Source organism: Bradyrhizobium sp. JYMT SZCCT0180 (assembly GCF_018130165.1).
Taxonomy (GTDB): domain Bacteria; phylum Pseudomonadota; class Alphaproteobacteria; order Rhizobiales; family Xanthobacteraceae; genus Bradyrhizobium.
Genome location: NZ_JAFCLZ010000006.1, coordinates 120,237 through 135,362, shown reverse-complemented (window position 1 = coordinate 135,362; position 15,126 = coordinate 120,237). Strand labels below are relative to the sequence as shown.

At 59.5% G+C, this 15,126-nt stretch carries 16 protein-coding genes; 13 read left to right on the top strand and 3 right to left on the bottom strand.

Annotation, left to right across the window (positions count from 1 at the left end; all coding sequences use genetic code 11):
- The first annotated feature begins 46 nt into the window (after positions 1 to 46).
- The 10 genes from JQ641_RS10740 to JQ641_RS10695 all read left to right on the top strand — a co-directional run bounded on the left by JQ641_RS10740 (position 47) and on the right by JQ641_RS10695 (position 10,089).
- On the top strand, positions 47 to 775 hold the full coding sequence (locus JQ641_RS10740) for an HAD-IA family hydrolase (RefSeq protein WP_211995940.1): 729 nt from the start codon (positions 47 to 49) through the stop codon (positions 773 to 775).
- Between the two features lie 29 nt (positions 776 to 804).
- Positions 805 to 1,668 carry an amino acid ABC transporter substrate-binding protein gene (locus tag JQ641_RS10735; RefSeq protein ID WP_211995939.1) on the top strand — a complete coding sequence of 288 codons (864 nt, stop codon included), beginning with the start codon at positions 805 to 807 and terminating at the stop codon, positions 1,666 to 1,668.
- Between the two features lie 26 nt (positions 1,669 to 1,694).
- Entirely contained in the window at positions 1,695 to 2,414 is a 720-nt protein-coding gene (locus JQ641_RS10730; RefSeq protein WP_211995938.1) for an amino acid ABC transporter permease, read from the top strand.
- Complete coding sequence (locus JQ641_RS10725; protein WP_211995937.1) at positions 2,411 to 3,070, top strand: amino acid ABC transporter permease; 660 nt, start codon at positions 2,411 to 2,413, stop codon at positions 3,068 to 3,070. Before JQ641_RS10730 ends, JQ641_RS10725 begins: the two co-directional genes overlap by 4 nt.
- Before the next feature lie 95 nt (positions 3,071 to 3,165).
- A complete protein-coding gene (locus JQ641_RS10720) occupies positions 3,166 to 3,894 on the top strand; it encodes an amino acid ABC transporter ATP-binding protein (RefSeq protein ID WP_211996118.1) in 729 nt (242 codons plus the stop codon).
- 13 nt (positions 3,895 to 3,907) lie between these two features.
- Positions 3,908 to 4,903: a threonine ammonia-lyase gene (locus JQ641_RS10715; RefSeq protein WP_211995936.1), complete on the top strand. Its 996-nt coding sequence runs from the start codon at positions 3,908 to 3,910 to the stop codon at positions 4,901 to 4,903.
- A gap of 30 nt (positions 4,904 to 4,933) precedes the next feature.
- Complete coding sequence (locus tag JQ641_RS10710) at positions 4,934 to 6,196, top strand: aminotransferase class I/II-fold pyridoxal phosphate-dependent enzyme (protein WP_211995935.1); 1,263 nt, start codon at positions 4,934 to 4,936, stop codon at positions 6,194 to 6,196.
- A 923-nt stretch (positions 6,197 to 7,119) separates the two neighbouring features.
- On the top strand, positions 7,120 to 7,728 hold the full coding sequence (locus JQ641_RS10705; RefSeq protein ID WP_211995934.1) for an FMN-dependent NADH-azoreductase: 609 nt from the start codon (positions 7,120 to 7,122) through the stop codon (positions 7,726 to 7,728).
- Between the two features lie 122 nt (positions 7,729 to 7,850).
- Positions 7,851 to 8,372, top strand: coding sequence for a cupin domain-containing protein (locus tag JQ641_RS10700; RefSeq protein WP_211995933.1), 522 nt, complete (start codon positions 7,851 to 7,853; stop codon positions 8,370 to 8,372).
- 481 nt (positions 8,373 to 8,853) lie between these two features.
- Complete coding sequence (locus tag JQ641_RS10695) at positions 8,854 to 10,089, top strand: MFS transporter (protein ID WP_211995932.1); 1,236 nt, start codon at positions 8,854 to 8,856, stop codon at positions 10,087 to 10,089.
- Between the two features lie 294 nt (positions 10,090 to 10,383).
- Here the strand turns inward: JQ641_RS10695 and JQ641_RS10690 are convergent, their stop codons facing one another.
- Together JQ641_RS10690 and JQ641_RS10685 are read right to left on the bottom strand one after the other, a co-directional pair.
- A complete protein-coding gene (locus JQ641_RS10690; RefSeq protein WP_249150358.1) occupies positions 10,384 to 10,893 on the bottom strand; it encodes an SDR family oxidoreductase in 510 nt (169 codons plus the stop codon).
- Complete coding sequence (locus JQ641_RS10685; protein WP_211995931.1) at positions 10,812 to 11,177, bottom strand: SDR family oxidoreductase; 366 nt, start codon at positions 11,175 to 11,177, stop codon at positions 10,812 to 10,814. The genes JQ641_RS10690 and JQ641_RS10685 overlap by 82 nt, the downstream gene beginning before the upstream one ends.
- 183 nt (positions 11,178 to 11,360) lie before the next feature.
- Between JQ641_RS10685 and pdxR the strand changes: the two genes are divergently transcribed.
- The 3 genes from pdxR to JQ641_RS10670 all read left to right on the top strand — a co-directional run bounded on the left by pdxR (position 11,361) and on the right by JQ641_RS10670 (position 14,177).
- A complete protein-coding gene (gene pdxR / locus JQ641_RS10680) occupies positions 11,361 to 12,779 on the top strand; it encodes a MocR-like pyridoxine biosynthesis transcription factor PdxR (protein ID WP_211995930.1) in 1,419 nt (472 codons plus the stop codon).
- Positions 12,780 to 13,182: 403 nt separating this feature from the next.
- A complete protein-coding gene (locus JQ641_RS10675; RefSeq protein ID WP_211995929.1) occupies positions 13,183 to 13,665 on the top strand; it encodes a carboxymuconolactone decarboxylase family protein in 483 nt (160 codons plus the stop codon).
- 191 nt (positions 13,666 to 13,856) lie between these two features.
- Positions 13,857 to 14,177 (top strand): DMT family transporter, encoded by a 321-nt coding sequence (locus tag JQ641_RS10670; protein WP_211995928.1) that lies wholly within the window; start codon positions 13,857 to 13,859, stop codon positions 14,175 to 14,177.
- Positions 14,178 to 14,432: 255 nt separating this feature from the next.
- Here the strand turns inward: JQ641_RS10670 and JQ641_RS10665 are convergent, their stop codons facing one another.
- A complete protein-coding gene (locus JQ641_RS10665; protein WP_312012349.1) occupies positions 14,433 to 15,086 on the bottom strand; it encodes a TetR/AcrR family transcriptional regulator C-terminal domain-containing protein in 654 nt (217 codons plus the stop codon).
- Positions 15,087 to 15,126: the final 40 nt, after the last annotated feature.

Below are 15,126 nucleotides of genomic sequence, written 5' to 3'. Positions count from 1 at the left end.
GATAAGCGATTATCGCTAATACTGCAATCGTGGATTTGAGGAAAACATGACGCTGAGCCTCTCTGATTTCGACGCAGTGACCTTCGACGTTTACGGGACCTTGATCGATTGGGAGCCCGCCATTATCGGCTTTCTGCGCGATTGGGCGGACCGAAACTCCATTTCCCCGCGCGCGCAGGATCTGCTCATGGCGTTCGACTTGGCGCGAGCAGAGATCCAGAAGGAGCGTCCCGCGCACCTTTATCCCGACGTGCTGCGCCGCTGTTTCGACCGTATTTCTGCTGCCTTCGGCGTAGCTGTTGATTCGCGGGAGCGTGAGGCCTTTGCTGCCACGCCGCATCAATGGCCGGCCTATCCCGACAGTCATGCCGGCCTGAAGGCTCTGCAGGCGCAAGCCCGGGTCGGGGCGTTGAGCAACATCGACAATGCGTCGCTCGAAAGTTCATGCCGCGCACTCGGCTTCCGCTTCGATGTCATCGTGACGGCTGAACGCGTCGGGGCTTACAAGCCGGACATGCCGCACTTTGAGGTCGGCATCGCAGATCTCGCAGCAATCGGTATTCCCCGCGAACGCATTCTCCACGTCGGACAAAGCCTGCGGGCAGACATCACCCCCGCCAATCGATTGGGTTTGAAATGCGCCTGGATCAATCGTCCAGGCCGGCTGCTCGGCCTCTCTGGTGACGGCGCCGCCGAAGCAAAACCGGACCTGACCGTCTCAAGTCTTCAGGAACTCGTTACAGCCATCACGGCGAACGGTCGGGCGGTCGCCTGATCGCGCCATAAACTCTGCGGAGGCAAATCATGCGCAAGATATTTTGGATGGCAGCGGCCCTGCTCGCGGCGAATATCACCGCTGCGCAAGCCCAATCCAGCGACCCTATTCTCAATCGCATCAAGCAGAAAAAGCAAATTTCGATCGGTTACCGCGAAGCCTCCATTCCGTTCTCGTTCCTGAACGATGAACGCAAGCCCGTAGGATATGCGCTCGACATCTGCACAAAGGTCGTCGACGCCGTGAAGCAGAAGCTCGAACTGCCTGATCTCGCGGTCAACTACATTGCAGTGAATCCGCAGAACCGGATTGCTCTCGTCGCAAATGGCACGGTCGATATCGAATGCGGTTCGACCGTCAATACTATCTCCAGGCAGTCACAGGCCGATTTTAGCACAGCGCATTTCATCTCCGCCACGCGCCTTCTGGTGAAAACAAGTTCCGGCCTTCAGGAGGTAGAGGATATCGACGGCAAGGCGATTGCATTGCCGATCAACACTACGCCGGAACGGCTGATCAAGAGATTGATCGAAGAGAAGAAGCTGAAAGTGAAGATCGTGCCGGTGCGCGACAATTCGGAAGGCTTCCTCGCGTTGTCCACCGGGCGCGCCGATGCCTTTTCCACCGACGACATTTTGTTGTTTGGCCTGCGCAATTCCGCGCCCAATCCGTCCGACTACGAAGTGGTCGGCCGCCCGCTGTCATTCGATCCCTATGGTCTCATGGTGCAGAAGAACAGCACCGTGTTTCTCAGCACCGTCAACGCGACGATCGCGCGGTTGATCCGTTCGGGCGAGATGCAGGCGCTGTATGCAAAATGGTTCACGCCGCTTTCGGTGGAACTGGCGCCGGATCTAGCCGCCGCCTTCAAGCTTGGGGCCACACCAGAATAGCAGCCTTGTTCATCGGAGTGCATGCCATGAACTATTCCTGGAACTGGTCGATCCTGATCCAACCGCCTTACCTTGGCTGGCTTGCCTCCGGCCTGGAGTTGACGCTCGTGATCTCGATCTCGGCATGGATCCTGGCCTTGATCGCCGGCACCCTGGTTGGGGTCGTCGGAACATTGCCCCATCGTATTCCACGGATGCTGGCTGCAACCTATGTCGGCATGTTTCGCAATATTCCCCTGCTGCTTCAGCTCTTTCTGTGGTTTTTTGTCGTCCCAGAACTGCTGCCCAGCGGATGGGGCTTTTGGCTGAAGCGCGATCTGCCGTTTCCAGAGTTATGGACATCGATGCTGGCGCTCGGCCTGTTCACCTCTGCCCGCGTCGCGGTTCAGGTCGGATCTGGCATCACGGCGGTGTCTAGCGGCCAACGGATGGCGGCAGTCGCCAGCGGCATGAGCCCAGCGCAAGCTTATCGGCTGGTGCTGTTGCCGCAGGCCTTCCGGATCGTGCTGCCGCCGCTGACGTCGGATTTTCTCACCGTTTTCAAGAATTCGGCGCTGGCGCTGACAATCGGGGTCTTCGAACTGACCGCGCAAACCCGGCAAATCGAGAGTTTCACGTTTCAGGGATTTGAAGCCTTCACCGCCGCAACGATCGTCTATCTCGTGATCGCACTCCTAGTGACCTTCTTCATGCGCACGTTGGAACGACGGGTAGCCTTGCCGGATACCATGGGAGCCGCGTCATGACGGGGCTTGATTTCGGCGTCATTCAACGTGCGTTGCCATTCCTGCTCGAAGGCCTTGCCCTCAGCTTCTTTCTGACTGCTGTCGCGATGCTTGGTGGCGTCATACTCGGGCTCGGGCTCGCCGTAATACGCCTGTCGCGCTGGAAGGCGCTATCCATCCTTGCTGCCGGCTACGTCAACGGCTTCCGGGCCATCCCGCTCGTGCTCGTGATCTTCTGGTTCTACTTTCTGGTGCCGCTGGCGCTCGGCCGATCCGTAAGCGCGCTGCAATCGGTCGTCATCGCCTTCGTGTTGTTCGAGGCCGCCTATTACTCTGAAATATTCCGGGCCGGTCTGCAAAGTATCCGGCCTGGTCAGTGGCAGGCAGCCTATGCTTGCGGCCTCGGCTATTTCCAGACGCTGCGACTTGTTGTTCTGCCGCAGGCGCTACGCAATATGCTGCCGCTGATGATCACGCAGGCGGTTGTGCTGTTCCAGGATACCTCGCTCGTCTACGTGATTTCGCTGCGCGACTTCATGACTTCCGCGAGCATTGTCGCCAACCGCGATAACCGGTTGATCGAAACCTACCTGGTCGCCGCTCTTGTCTATTTCGTCATTTGCTCAATCGGCGCGGCATCCGCAAGCAGGCTGAGCGCACGATGGAGGCCTGCATGACCAAAGCGCACATTCAAGCCTCTCGCACGCCTGCAGAAATCGTTGAAATGCCAGCCTCGGTTCGCGTCGTTCCGATTTCCCAAGGTCGCAAACCGATGGTCGAGATATCGAAGCTCTACAAGAGTTACGGACCAATCGAGGTACTCAAGGGCTGCGATCTCGTTGTGGAGCGCGGCGAGGTCGTGGTGATTTGCGGACCGTCTGGCTCCGGCAAGAGCACCCTGATCAAATGCGTAAATGGCCTTGAGCGGTTCGATCGCGGAGCGCTGGTGGTCGATGGGGTCAGAGTCGGCGAGCGCGCCTCCGACATGACGAGTTTGCGGGCGCGCATCGGCATGGTGTCCCAGCATTTCGAACTGTACCCGCATCTCACCGTGTTGCAGAACATCTGCCTCGCACAGGTTCATGTTCTGAAGCGTAGCAAGGTGGAGGCGCAAGCCAAGGCGCGCGCGCTTCTCGCTCGGGTTGGTCTTCCGGACAAGGAGGGCGCTTATCCCGCACAGCTTTCCGGTGGGCAGCAGCAACGCGTCGCAATCGCGCGGGCGCTGGCGATGGATCCGGTGGCGATGCTGTTCGACGAACCGACTTCCGCGCTCGATCCGGAAATGATCGGGGAGGTGCTTGCCGTCATGCTCGAATTGGCGCGGGACGGCATGACCATGATCGTCGTCACTCATGAAATGGGGTTTGCGCGCAAGGCCGCTGATCGGGTGGTCTTCATGGATAAGGGGGCGATCGTCGAAACCGCGCCGACGCAGCAGTTCTTTGATGAGCCGCGGGCGGAGCGCGCAAAGCTCTTCCTCTCCCGCATTCTCTCGCAATGAAAGAGAGCCGATTATGAATTTGAGACGCCCCGAACCGGCAGACGTTCTCGACGCGCACGAACGTCTGGAGGGCATCGCCATTCGCACGCCGTTGCTTCGTTCAGACGAACTCGATGCCCGCGCAGGCGGCAAGGTCTTTGTCAAATGCGAAAACCTGCAGCGTTCCGGCGCGTTCAAGTTTCGCGGCGCCTATAATTGCCTGTCGAGGCTGGACCGCCAGGCCTATCCGGGAGGCGTGGTCGCCTATTCGACCGGGAATCACGGACAGGCGGTCGCGACCGTTGGGCGCATGCTCGGCATAACCTCGACCATCGTCATGCCGTATGATGCGCCTTCGGTGAAAATTGCAAAAGCGCGGGCGCAGGGCGCGCAGGTGGTACTTTACGACCGGCACACCGAGCAACGCGAAAAGATTGCGGCGCGTATCGCCGGTGCAAACCCGGTGGCGATCATCCCGCCCGGCGACGATCCCTTCGTGATTGCCGGACAGGGCACCGCGGCCGGCGAAGCGCTGCAGGCGCTATCGGGAACGAATGTGGACGTCGTGCTGGTGCCCTGCGGTGGCGGCGGTCTTGCCGCAGGCACTTGCCTTGCGGTCGAGGCGTTCCGCTCAAGAGCGGAGGTCTGGGCGGCCGAGCCGCTCGCCTTCAATGATACGAAGCGCTCTCTCGCTTCCGGGCAACGCGAGAAAAACCCGCGGCTCGACGGCTCGATCTGCGACGCATTGCTGGCGCCGACGCCAGCGGTTCTTCCTTTCGCGATCAATCGAGAGCGATTGGCCCGTGTACTGGTCGCCGATGATCGGCAGGTGCTGGAGGCGATGCGGTTTGCCTATGAGGAACTGCGGGTGGTGGTGGAGCCGGGTGGCGCCGTCGGCCTTGCCGCACTGCTGGCAAACCCTGAGGCGCTGCGCGGCCGCACTGCCGTCGTGGTCGCGTCCGGCGGCAACGTCGATACCGGCCTGTTCATGCGGGCGCTGCAATCCGCCGGCAATCGTGTCGCGGCCTGAGTCTCATACGCACAACCCTTAAAAGTAAGGATGGAAATGTCACAGTCTCGCTTTTCGAAATCCACGCAGGCTCCGGCGCGCTTACAGCGTCTCGAACTGCCCGAGCGCGTTCCGATTGCCGGAACCAGCGCTAGGCGCGCGGACATCGCGCTGCTCGCAAAGGCGCCGCCCGATTTTCTCGACACCACGCATTTCGACACCGTGCGTTTTCCGCCGCCGCCATGGGCCGTCGAGCAGTTCGCCCGTGCCGCCGCCGACGGTGCATTGGCCTATACCGGCTATCGCGGCAACAGCAAAGTGCTCACTGTGCTTGCTGAATCCGTCGGCGGCCTTCTCGATCTGCCGCTGGACTCTCAACAACATCTGATCCTGACGCCGGGCACCCAGGCAGGTCTGTTTGCGAGTCTGGCTTCCCTGATCGAGGAGGGCGATCGCGTCGCCCTGATTGACCCAGATTATCTGTTTAGTGCACGCATCTTGCGCTTTTTCGGGGCCGATATCGGGCATGTCCCACTGCGCTTCACGGCGGACGGACCGTGCCCGGATTTCGATGTGTTGGAGATGGAGTTCAAGCGCAAAGGCGCGCGCCATCTGGTTTTCTCGCACCCGAACAATCCAACCGGAGCGGTGTTCTCGGCCGAAGTCATTGCGCGGATCGCCCGGCTTGCGAATACTTATGACATCACCGTTCTCGTCGACGAACTCTATGCTCGGCTCATTCATGACGGGCGAACCTTTCCGCACCTCGCGGCCGAACCCGAAATGTTCGGTCGCACCGTGACGCTGCTCGGACCAAGCAAGACAGAATCGCTGAGCGGTTACAGGCTGGGGGTCGTCGTGGCATCCTCAGAAATCATCAGCCGCGTGGAAAACGTCCTCTCGATCATGGCGCTACGCGCGCCCGCTTACGCCCAGCATGTTCTACTACCTTGGCTACGGGATGACCAAGACTGGCTTGCTCAGCGATTGACGGAATTCACCGCGCTCAGGACGTTAACGGTCGAAAGTCTTCGTCGCCTTCCTTGGCTGAAGCTGCAGCCGCAGGCCGCCACCGCCTATGTCTGGCCGGATGTTTCCGCACTCGGTCTTTCCGGTCCCATCATCGCCGAGGCGCTATTGTGCGAGGCTGGCGTGCTGGTGAGCCCTGGCTATCAATTTGGACCCTCTTCCGGCGGGCACTTCCGCCTGTGCTATGCGCGCGACGAAGCGGAGTGGGCGCTCGCGCTCGACCGGATGGTTGGGGTTCTCGACAGGCTAGCGCGGCGCCACGGCCTTCCGGAGCGGGCGGCATGACCAAGAGCCGCGGGGCTACCCTTCTTTGTGGTCGTGGCCAAATACGCGTCACCGAAAGAGATCTGGAGAACCCTCTGATATATCCTGGCGGTTCCCTGTTAGGCGCCCTACGTCGCTTAACGAGTAGGTCGCTCCAGAAGCAGTTTGGAGAGGGCACATAGCCGGCAACCGAAAAAGTACCGCCGCGAGTGCGGGTAGGGTTCCGCAATTGCGCTCGCGTGGCGTCGGTCCATTCGAGCTTGGCGCCTGCGTTTGGTGGTGTTCTCGGCGAGCTGGGTAATCGCGCACCGCCTCTGCCGGTTGGCTAAGGAAAAAATGTCCGGACGAGATCATCGAGCAGGTCAGATAGACTGGCGGCTCGATCGCGTCGAGCTCGCTGAGATTGTAGCCCGACATGTCGGAAAGATTCGCCCTTCGGAAGCACCGAGCCGCCGACGCCGGCAATGATGTTTGCTACAACGTCCGCTTCGAGCACGACGTTCGGCGAGAGCGTTGCTGTCGCGAATGCGATCGAGCGCGGTACGCATTATGTTAGGAGAAGGCGCGAGGATCAACGGCCGCGATGCCTGATCGGCGAGCTGCGCCGGCTTACCTTTGGACGCCGCTGTGACGGGGGATCAGAAACAGCCGCTGGGATCAGCGGCATGCGCGCGAAGCGGGGAGCAAGCTCGTCCTCCAGCACCAGTCCTCGGTCGTGAAACACGAGCAGTTGTCGAATTTCTGCGATCTTCCGCCGGGTAAGCAGCCCGCTAGTCAGCTTCAGTGAAGTAGCGGCGGGTCGAGCGCAATCATGACCCAGTGGAAATTTCCATTCATGGACCTATGATGAAATCATGAGATTGATAGTGACTTAGTGATCGTGTGTCGGGCGATTTGTAAATTCTCTGCACAAATGCCGTTGCTAGCCGACGAGGATGACGTCAATGAAACTGCTCCATCTCGATTCCAGCCTGCTCGGACCGCATTCGGTTAGCCGGCAGCTGTCCGCTGCCATCGTTCAGCGCCTGAAGACTGTGACGCCGGGCCTCGAGATCACCTATCGCGACCTTGCCGCCAATCCACTGGGGCACCTATCAGGTTCTCATCTCGCCGCAGCACAGGACGTCGAGTCTGACGCGGCGACTACGCATGATCTCGCCGCCGGGCAAACCTCATTGAACGAATTTCTCGCCGCCGACGTCGTTGTGTTAGGCGCGGCGATGTACAATTTCACCATCGCAAGCCAGCTCAAGGCCTGGATCGACCGCATTCTGGTCGTCGGCAAGACATTCCAATACGGCGAAAAGGGTCTCGAAGGTCTCGCAGCCAACAAGCGCGTAATCATCGCGGTGGCACGCGGTCTTCTGTACGGCAGCGGCACACCGAACGCTCCCGGCGAGCATCTCGTAGCCTATCTGAGTTGGATATTCGGCTACATGGGCATCGCCAACCCCGAATTTATCGTTGCCGAAGGCACCCGCCTAGGTCCGGAGAACCGCGAAAAATCGATCGAAGGCGCCTTGCAGGCCGCGGCTGCGCTTCGCGCCGTCTAGCTCAGACGTCGGAGTGTCAAGCGAAGCAGGCCAGCTAAGGCTGGCTCATAAACCTGCGGCTCCAATTTAAAAAGCTGGATCGCTCCTTGGGCGGCCAGGCCACATAACCGGAAGGACAACACTTGAGTACACCGAACGCCTACAAGAGGTCGCCTGCGTTAGCCAATTCGACGTGGTACAAAGGTATTCTTACTAGCAAGATGGCGGGCGCTTCCGATAATAACCGAGAGTTTGACGTTAGTGTCATCAAGATGAGACGAGGCACCGAGCCGCCACCGCATGTCCATTCGCGGGAAGACGAGCTGTTCTACATCTTGTCGGGTGAGATGACTGTGTATGTCGAGAGCGAAGTCTTCCAATTGACCGCCGGAGAATACATGTTTCTTCCTCGCGGAAAAGCTCATGCGTTCTCTATAACCTCTGATGAGGGCCACTGGGTCTGCTTTATCACTCCTGGCGGTTTCTTCGAGGCAGTCGGCAAGATGGACGTTCCAGCATTGAAGATGGAGGTGCCGTCTGATGCCGATACCGCGACCTATGCGAATGCGGACCTCACGGAGACCATCAAGATGTTTGAGCAGTATGGATTACGGTTCCTAACTGCGGATGAGATACGCACAGTGATGCCGCAATACCCACTCTAGGTCTTGAAAAGTAAAGCGCGGGCAGCCTGTGAAGTTGACCTCGCAATAGAGCTGGCTGGGCGCTCGCCGGCGGCAGCACCAATCTACCAACGACGGCAGTGGCCGCTCCGACCTGTTCCGGACCGGACGCCTTCGTGCGGCACAATGTGGGGTGGCCTGCATCAGCGTCGCGTTCGCTGGCGGAACCGGCTCGGCGCAGGCGGATGTCGAGGGCGCTGACCACCGCCTCCGCAAGCTGAACGGCGTCCCGGTCGCCGCAACCTTCGAGGAACGAAATCTCTGGCGTCGAGGCGCGGCGGACCTTCAATAACGCGTTCAAGAACATGTCTGCCAAAGGCCGTCATGACGAGTTGGGACGCCTGTCTTTTTCGGCGCGCACATCATGACTGCAATGCAACATGTAGAGCAGACCCCACGTGGACATGGGTGGTGATTTTTTGTGCGGCCTGTAAAAGGATTCGCCAATCGGATTTCCTGCCTGATGTTGCCATCGCCCTCAGATTCGGTTGAAACCAAGGCCTCGTGGGCCGTCGCCTCGGTAGCGCTGGCGATCCTTGGTATGTCGTTCGGCGCGGGATGGATCACCGCGGTGGCGCTCAAGGACATCGCCAGCGAGGTTGACGGGTCGCGTTCCGTTCCAGCGCTTGCCGGCGCGCTGGCGTGGCTCGGATCCGGAATCGGCGGCATCCTGATGTCGCGAATAGCCGAGCGGGTTGGCACGCGCCCGACGGTGATCTTCGGTTCGCTAATGATCGGCCTTGGCCTCTCCATCTCGACCTTTGGGCCGCCCTGGCCGCTGTGGATCGGCCACGGACTGTTTATCGGTCTGATCGGATTGGGCGGCATCAACGCTCCCTTGTACATTTACGTCAGCCGCTGGTTCGACCGCCGGCGCGGTTCGGCGCTGGCACTGATCTCGAGCGGCACCTATGTCGCCGGAGCGTTCTGGCCGCCGATATTCGAGCAAGTGATTGCCAATTACGGCTGGCGGCAGGCGATGCTGTGGTATGCGCTCCTCGAGATAGTTGTCGTCGCTCCGCTGGCCGCAATTTACTTCCGGACGCCACCCGAAGTGGTTCTACCGGCGGCGGCGTCCGGCGCCGGTTCAAACAAGGCGCGCGTCCTCGGATGGCCGCCCAATGCCGTTTTCGCGTTGATGTGCTGCGCCGCCATACTGTGCTGCATTCCCATGGCGATGCCGCAGGGCCACCTGGTCGCCTTTTGCAGCGATCTCGGGATCAGTCGATCGATGGGCGCCCTGATGCTGTCGGTATTGCTCGGCACCGCGTTTCTGAGCCGGCAAATCTGGGGCGTGATCTCCGATCGTATAGGCGGGCTCGCCACCGTCCTGACCGGATCAGCCTGGCAGGCCGCATCGATGACGGCCTTTCTGCTGACACAGAACGAAGCCGGCCTTTTCACGGTGGCCGCCGCTTTCGGGCTCGGCTTTTCCGGCATCATACCGGCTTATGTCCTGGCAGTGCGTGAACTTTTTCCAGCATCGGAAGCCTCCTGGAGAATCCCGACACTATTGCTGTTCAGCGGCGGAGGCATGGCCGCCGGCAGCTGGCTCGCCGGCCTGCTCTACGATCGTCTCGGTCATTATGAGCCCGCGTTCGCCGTCGGCATCGGTGCCAACATTCTCAATGTGCTCATCATCAGTGTGCTGGTCGCGCGAAAGCGCCACCACACGGCCGCGTACAGACCGGTTCTTTAGTTGAACAGCACCGCTGGCTGTAGGGTCGCTTCTGGCGCAAACCGGACGTTCGTTTGGATCTCATTGAAGAAGTCCGCTACCTAACAATTTAAGGGGTGGCGGCATATGCGCAGCGCCAGCCACCGAGCAAACCCGGGTTTCGATACGGGGCAACTAGCATCTCCCGCGAGTAGGTCGGTATCTGGATTTTGCTTGCGGCGCCATCGCCATGATGCAACGCGCGCCCTCGGACATCGTCGCGGGATAGGGATAGCGGACGAGAGCCATGGCAGGCATCCTCCTCTAAGAAACGCGTTAGAGGCCCGGGGCGGACGCGGACAGTCCGCCGTCGACAGTGACCACTGAACCGCTGGTGTAGGACGACATTGGAGAGGCGAGGAACGCGACTGTCGCGCCGATCTCCTCCACGCTTGCGGGGCGTGCCCAGGGCAGCAACGCGGCCGCATTAAACTTCTGAGTGTCCTGGACGCTGGCGGCCGCCTTGAGCCGCTCGGTTGCGACGGGGCCGGGGTTCACCGCGACCTCGCGTATATTGTCCCGGTGGCTCCCACTGCCGAGCGTTTGGCTCATGACGATGATGGCCGCAGTGCCGGCCGCGATACAGATCGCCGCCGGGCTTTTGACTATCGCGCCGATTCCGGCGATGTTGACGATCGTCCCGCCGCCGCGACCGACCATCAGCGGGTAAAAGGTGCGGCACATGTTAATGTAGCCGAACACCTTTAGGTCCCACCCAGAGCGCCACCGCGCTTCGTCGACGTCGAACAGCGACCCGCTGGGAACCGCGCCAGCGTTGTTGACCAGGATGTCGATTCGGGAAAACGCCCACCTAGCTGCTCCGCCGCACCTTGCTGCGACAGGTCGAGATTGACGGCCGTGATCGGGCGACCGACCTTCTTACTCGCCTCGCCCTCGTCGATGTCGCGCGAGACAAGGATCAGTTCCGCGCCCTCGGCGGCGAACGCCGTGGCGATGCCCATCCCGATGCCTTTGAGCCGCCCGTCACCAGCACTCTCTTGCCGCTCAGATTCAAATTCATGATCAACCTTCCGTTCCTTGATACTTTCGACGTCTCGGTGAGCAATCATTTACAAACCTCATGACAGACATCCATGGTCCATGAATGGAAATTGCAATTGGTCCATTATTGCGGTGGTGACTCTTCAACCTCGGGGCGTTGCAGCACACACAAACGGTTGATCAAAAGTGACTGCCGCTCTGGGACATTATGGTATAATCACTTTCGGCTCACCGGCAGAGTGGGCTAGACCATGACCGTCGCGGCCAGCAAGATTTCGCCGTTGGATCCAACGGCTGCTGAACCTTTTTATCGCCAGATCTACGATCGGTTTCGCGGCGCTATTGCGAGCGGATTGTTGAAGCCAGGTGACCGCATACCCTCGGCACGTGCGCTGACCAAGGAATTGGGTCTGGCAAGGGGCACGATTGAAGCAGCTTATTCCTTGTTGGCTGCCGAGGGGTACATTCTAGCCCGCGGTCAGGCAGGGACCATCGTGACGCCGGGCCTCAAGCCGCGAGCGCCTGTTGCAATTCCGACGCCCCAGTCCAGAAGCGGCATTGCTGCGGCCAGTTTTCGTCCAGATTCGATTTTGCCGTTCCAAATGGGTTTGCCTGCCCTGGATATGTTTCCCCGAAAGATCTGGGCACGCCTGGGCGCGCGGTGTGTGCGTGCGATGCAACCATCGGACATGGTGCATCCCTCTGTATACGGCTTGCCAGCACTGCGTGCCGAGATCGCCGCATATCTCCAGGTTTCGCGCGGGATCAACTGCTCCCCATCTCAGATATTCGTCACATCGGGATATCGCCACACCATCGAGTTGATCGGTCATGCACTGTTGAAGGCGGGAGATCGCGTTTGGCTTGAAAACCCTGGATATCCGCCGACGCGAGAACTGCTGGGACACATGAATATTGCAGCCGTTCCCGTGCCGGTTGATCGGGAGGGCATCGACGTTTCCGATGGAATTAAGCTGGCGCTGCGCGCGCGTGCAGCTGTGGTTACGCCTGCGCATCAGAGTCCGCTATGCGTGTCTTTATCCCTGGCCCGCCGCCTGGCGCTGTTGGACTGGGCCGCGCGAAACAACGCATGGGTCATTGAGGACGATTACGACGGCGAGTACCGGTATGTCAGTCGCCCTCTGCCTGCTTTGAAGAGCCTGGATCGCGATGGGCGCGTGCTCTACGCTGGGACCTTCAGCAAGGTGCTTTTACCGAGCATTCGGCTTGCATATCTCGTCGTGCCGGAAACCGAGATCGAGCGGTTTGAACAGATCACTCAAGCCCTTGCAGGTGGCAGTCCCGAGCTTACGCAAGCTCTCGTCACTGCCTTCATCAGGGAAGGGCACTTCGCGCGCCATATCCAGCGGATGCGGAAACTTTATGCCGAGCGTAGGGAAGCGACAGCAGCAGGTCTGGATAGCGTGCTGGGGAAACACATGCGAATTGATTCACAGCCGGGCGGAATGCACTTGGTCTTGCGGCCGCAAGCCCGACGCTCAGATCGCCGGCTTGTTTCGCGCATGCAGGAAGAGGGGCTGTACGGAGAAGCATTAACGGATTGGACGATGGGTGGTGATGGAGCCTCTGCCCTGCTTCTCAATTTCACAAATATTGTCTCTCAGCGCACCGCCGAGATTCTCGGAAGGCGTATCCTGAGGCTGATATAACGGTGGCGATAGCTCACCGTTTCTAACTAAGCTGGAACGATCATGGCCTAGTACTTCGGACGGATGATGGACCTTTCTGGCACGCCTCCAGTTTGTGTTACCGAGCAAGCGCTGTTGATCAGCAGGACTTGCCCAGAAATGTAGAGAACCCTGCGGGAGACGCGACCGGAATATCGAACGCATTCTAAGGACCTAACAAATAATCGATTCCTGCATAGCTGAGATCCTCGCGACAAAGCGTTGTACCCCTCCTTGAGATCGGACGGCCTGAATTTTTCGCTCGGTCGTTGAGGCCTTTGCGCCGAGATAAGGGTCATGGCCCAGTGCACAAGGCAGATCATGGACCTTCTAAGGTAGGCCAACATGCAGCACATAGAGTCCTCCAGCCGCTGAAGGACTCATCATGAGCAATCGTATCGACTACGACAAGGCGTCGTCTGCAGGTTTCGAGGCTTTCGGAGGGGTGCACCTCTATCTTCAAAACTGCAGCGTTCCAAAAGAGCTGACCTATCTCGTCTATCTGCGGGTTTCGCAGATAAATGGCTGTGCATATTGCATCGACATGCATTCTCGCGATCTGCTCAAGCTCGATGTTGCGGTCAACAAACTCGTACTGGTTCCGGTTTGGCGCGAAGCGGGTGAAGTATTCTGCGAACGCGTCGCGCTCGCTTGGGCGGAAACCATAACATGCGTTGCCGAAACCCACGTTCCTGACGCGGACTATGAAGCCGCTGCCGCCGAATTTGGCGACGAAGAACTCGCTGATCTGACCTATGCGATCGGATTGATGAACGCCTTCAATCGATTTGATGAACGCCTTCAATCGATTTGGAATTGCGTTCCGCACGCTCCCCGCTGCTGGAACCAGGGCCTGAAATCACGATAAGCGAGTGCTTTGCGCACGGAAATCAGTTCGTCAACGTTCACTTCCTAAACGCGCGCCCGGCTTCGCAGCTGTTCTGTCCCGCATTCGAGTCGCCGCATCGAACTGGACGTCGGTCCCTCGCTGACAATAAAGCTCTCGTCAAACCTCGCCCCGGTCGTGCCGGCTGGCGAAGAAACAACGGATCTTCAAACATGGCATGGACACTACTGAGCCTCGCTGGCTTTCTCGAAATCGCATTCGCGTTCTGCATGAAGTGGTCTCAAGGCTTCACGCGATTGATACCTGCGCTGCTTACAGTCGTCACCGGCTTGTCGAGTGTTTTTCTTCTTTCACTCTCGCTCCGTACGCTGCCGGTCGGGACTGGCTATGCGGTCTGGACCGGTATCGGCGCGGCGGGCACCGCGATACTGGGAATCGCAGTTCTGGGCGACTCCGCTGCGCCGCTGAGGGTTTTCTGCATTGTTCTCATTTTGGGAGGCGTCATCGGGCTCAGGCTGGTCTCGGGAAACTGAGGGTAATTGCCGGTCGAGCCACACGGAATCCCATTCTGTCATTGAACATCGCGAAACCCGCTGGTCGGCATCCCACTGCGGCGGTAGGCCCAATGCCCGACACGGGCAAAAGCTGACTTGGGGTAATAGCCGCTTCTGGCGCACCTGCATGCAGCGGTGCACCGTGCGGCTATCGCGGCTGGGTTTGTGTGCAAGAAGGCGCCCGGCTAAAACATGGGGTGCACAGCTATGGCCAGTCGGTCCGCGAGAACGGAATTACGATCGAGTATCGATCCGGGCCTTTAACCCGCTGATCAGCAGATCGAGTCCTGCTTCGAAGCGATCGTCAAGATCGTTGTCGAACATACGGTGCAAAGCCGCGTGGATGCTTGGGTACTTCATTGCCGCAAGGTTCGCGAACTCCGCTTGCCGGTTCGCGAGATCGAGCGGGCCGCCTGTTCGCGGATCCAGTCCCTGTTCCTCCATCGTGAAACCTAGCACGTAATAGACGAGGCTGAAGGCTGCGTCGGATGAAAGCTTTGGCGAAGCGCCAGCTTCCTGCATTAGTGCCATCATGGCTTCGACGATTCGAAGCACGTTGTCGGTAGGAACATACGTGCCAGCGAAGACACGAGCACCGTCCCGGTGGGCGAGAAAAGCCCTCCGGATGGCACGGAAAACCACCTTCAGCCGCACATCCCAGGTCTTCCCCTTGAGATTCCGCGGCAGCGACACTGCGCCAAAGATGGCATCCGCCATGCCGTCCAGCAACGCCTGCTTGTTGGGAAAATGCCAATACAGCGAAGGCGCCTGAATCTTCAAGGCAGCGGCGAGCCGCCGCATCGTGAGGCCCTCCAGCCCAACCTCATCAAGCAAGGTTAGCGCCGCCCGTACGATCACCTCTTGTTGAATGCCCACACCGGCTGCCACCGCTTGAACTCCCTAACATCGTTAGATTATGTCTAACATC

Bases quoted from the DNA above. Each gene is read 5' to 3' on its own strand.
- JQ641_RS10740 (WP_211995940.1), top strand. From the start codon at position 47: ATGACGCTGAGCCTCTCTGATTTCGACGCAGTGACCTTCGACGTTTAC.
- JQ641_RS10735 (WP_211995939.1), top strand. From the start codon at position 805: ATGCGCAAGATATTTTGGATGGCAGCGGCCCTGCTCGCGGCGAATATC.
- JQ641_RS10730 (WP_211995938.1), top strand. From the start codon at position 1,695: ATGAACTATTCCTGGAACTGGTCGATCCTGATCCAACCGCCTTACCTT.
- JQ641_RS10725 (WP_211995937.1), top strand. From the start codon at position 2,411: ATGACGGGGCTTGATTTCGGCGTCATTCAACGTGCGTTGCCATTCCTG.
- JQ641_RS10720 (WP_211996118.1), top strand. From the start codon at position 3,166: ATGGTCGAGATATCGAAGCTCTACAAGAGTTACGGACCAATCGAGGTA.
- JQ641_RS10715 (WP_211995936.1), top strand. From the start codon at position 3,908: ATGAATTTGAGACGCCCCGAACCGGCAGACGTTCTCGACGCGCACGAA.
- JQ641_RS10710 (WP_211995935.1), top strand. From the start codon at position 4,934: ATGGAAATGTCACAGTCTCGCTTTTCGAAATCCACGCAGGCTCCGGCG.
- JQ641_RS10705 (WP_211995934.1), top strand. From the start codon at position 7,120: ATGAAACTGCTCCATCTCGATTCCAGCCTGCTCGGACCGCATTCGGTT.
- JQ641_RS10695 (WP_211995932.1), top strand. From the start codon at position 8,854: ATGTTGCCATCGCCCTCAGATTCGGTTGAAACCAAGGCCTCGTGGGCC.
- JQ641_RS10685 (WP_211995931.1), bottom strand. From the start codon at position 11,177: ATGATTGCTCACCGAGACGTCGAAAGTATCAAGGAACGGAAGGTTGAT.
- pdxR (WP_211995930.1), top strand. From the start codon at position 11,361: ATGACCGTCGCGGCCAGCAAGATTTCGCCGTTGGATCCAACGGCTGCT.
- JQ641_RS10675 (WP_211995929.1), top strand. From the start codon at position 13,183: ATGAGCAATCGTATCGACTACGACAAGGCGTCGTCTGCAGGTTTCGAG.
- JQ641_RS10670 (WP_211995928.1), top strand. From the start codon at position 13,857: ATGGCATGGACACTACTGAGCCTCGCTGGCTTTCTCGAAATCGCATTC.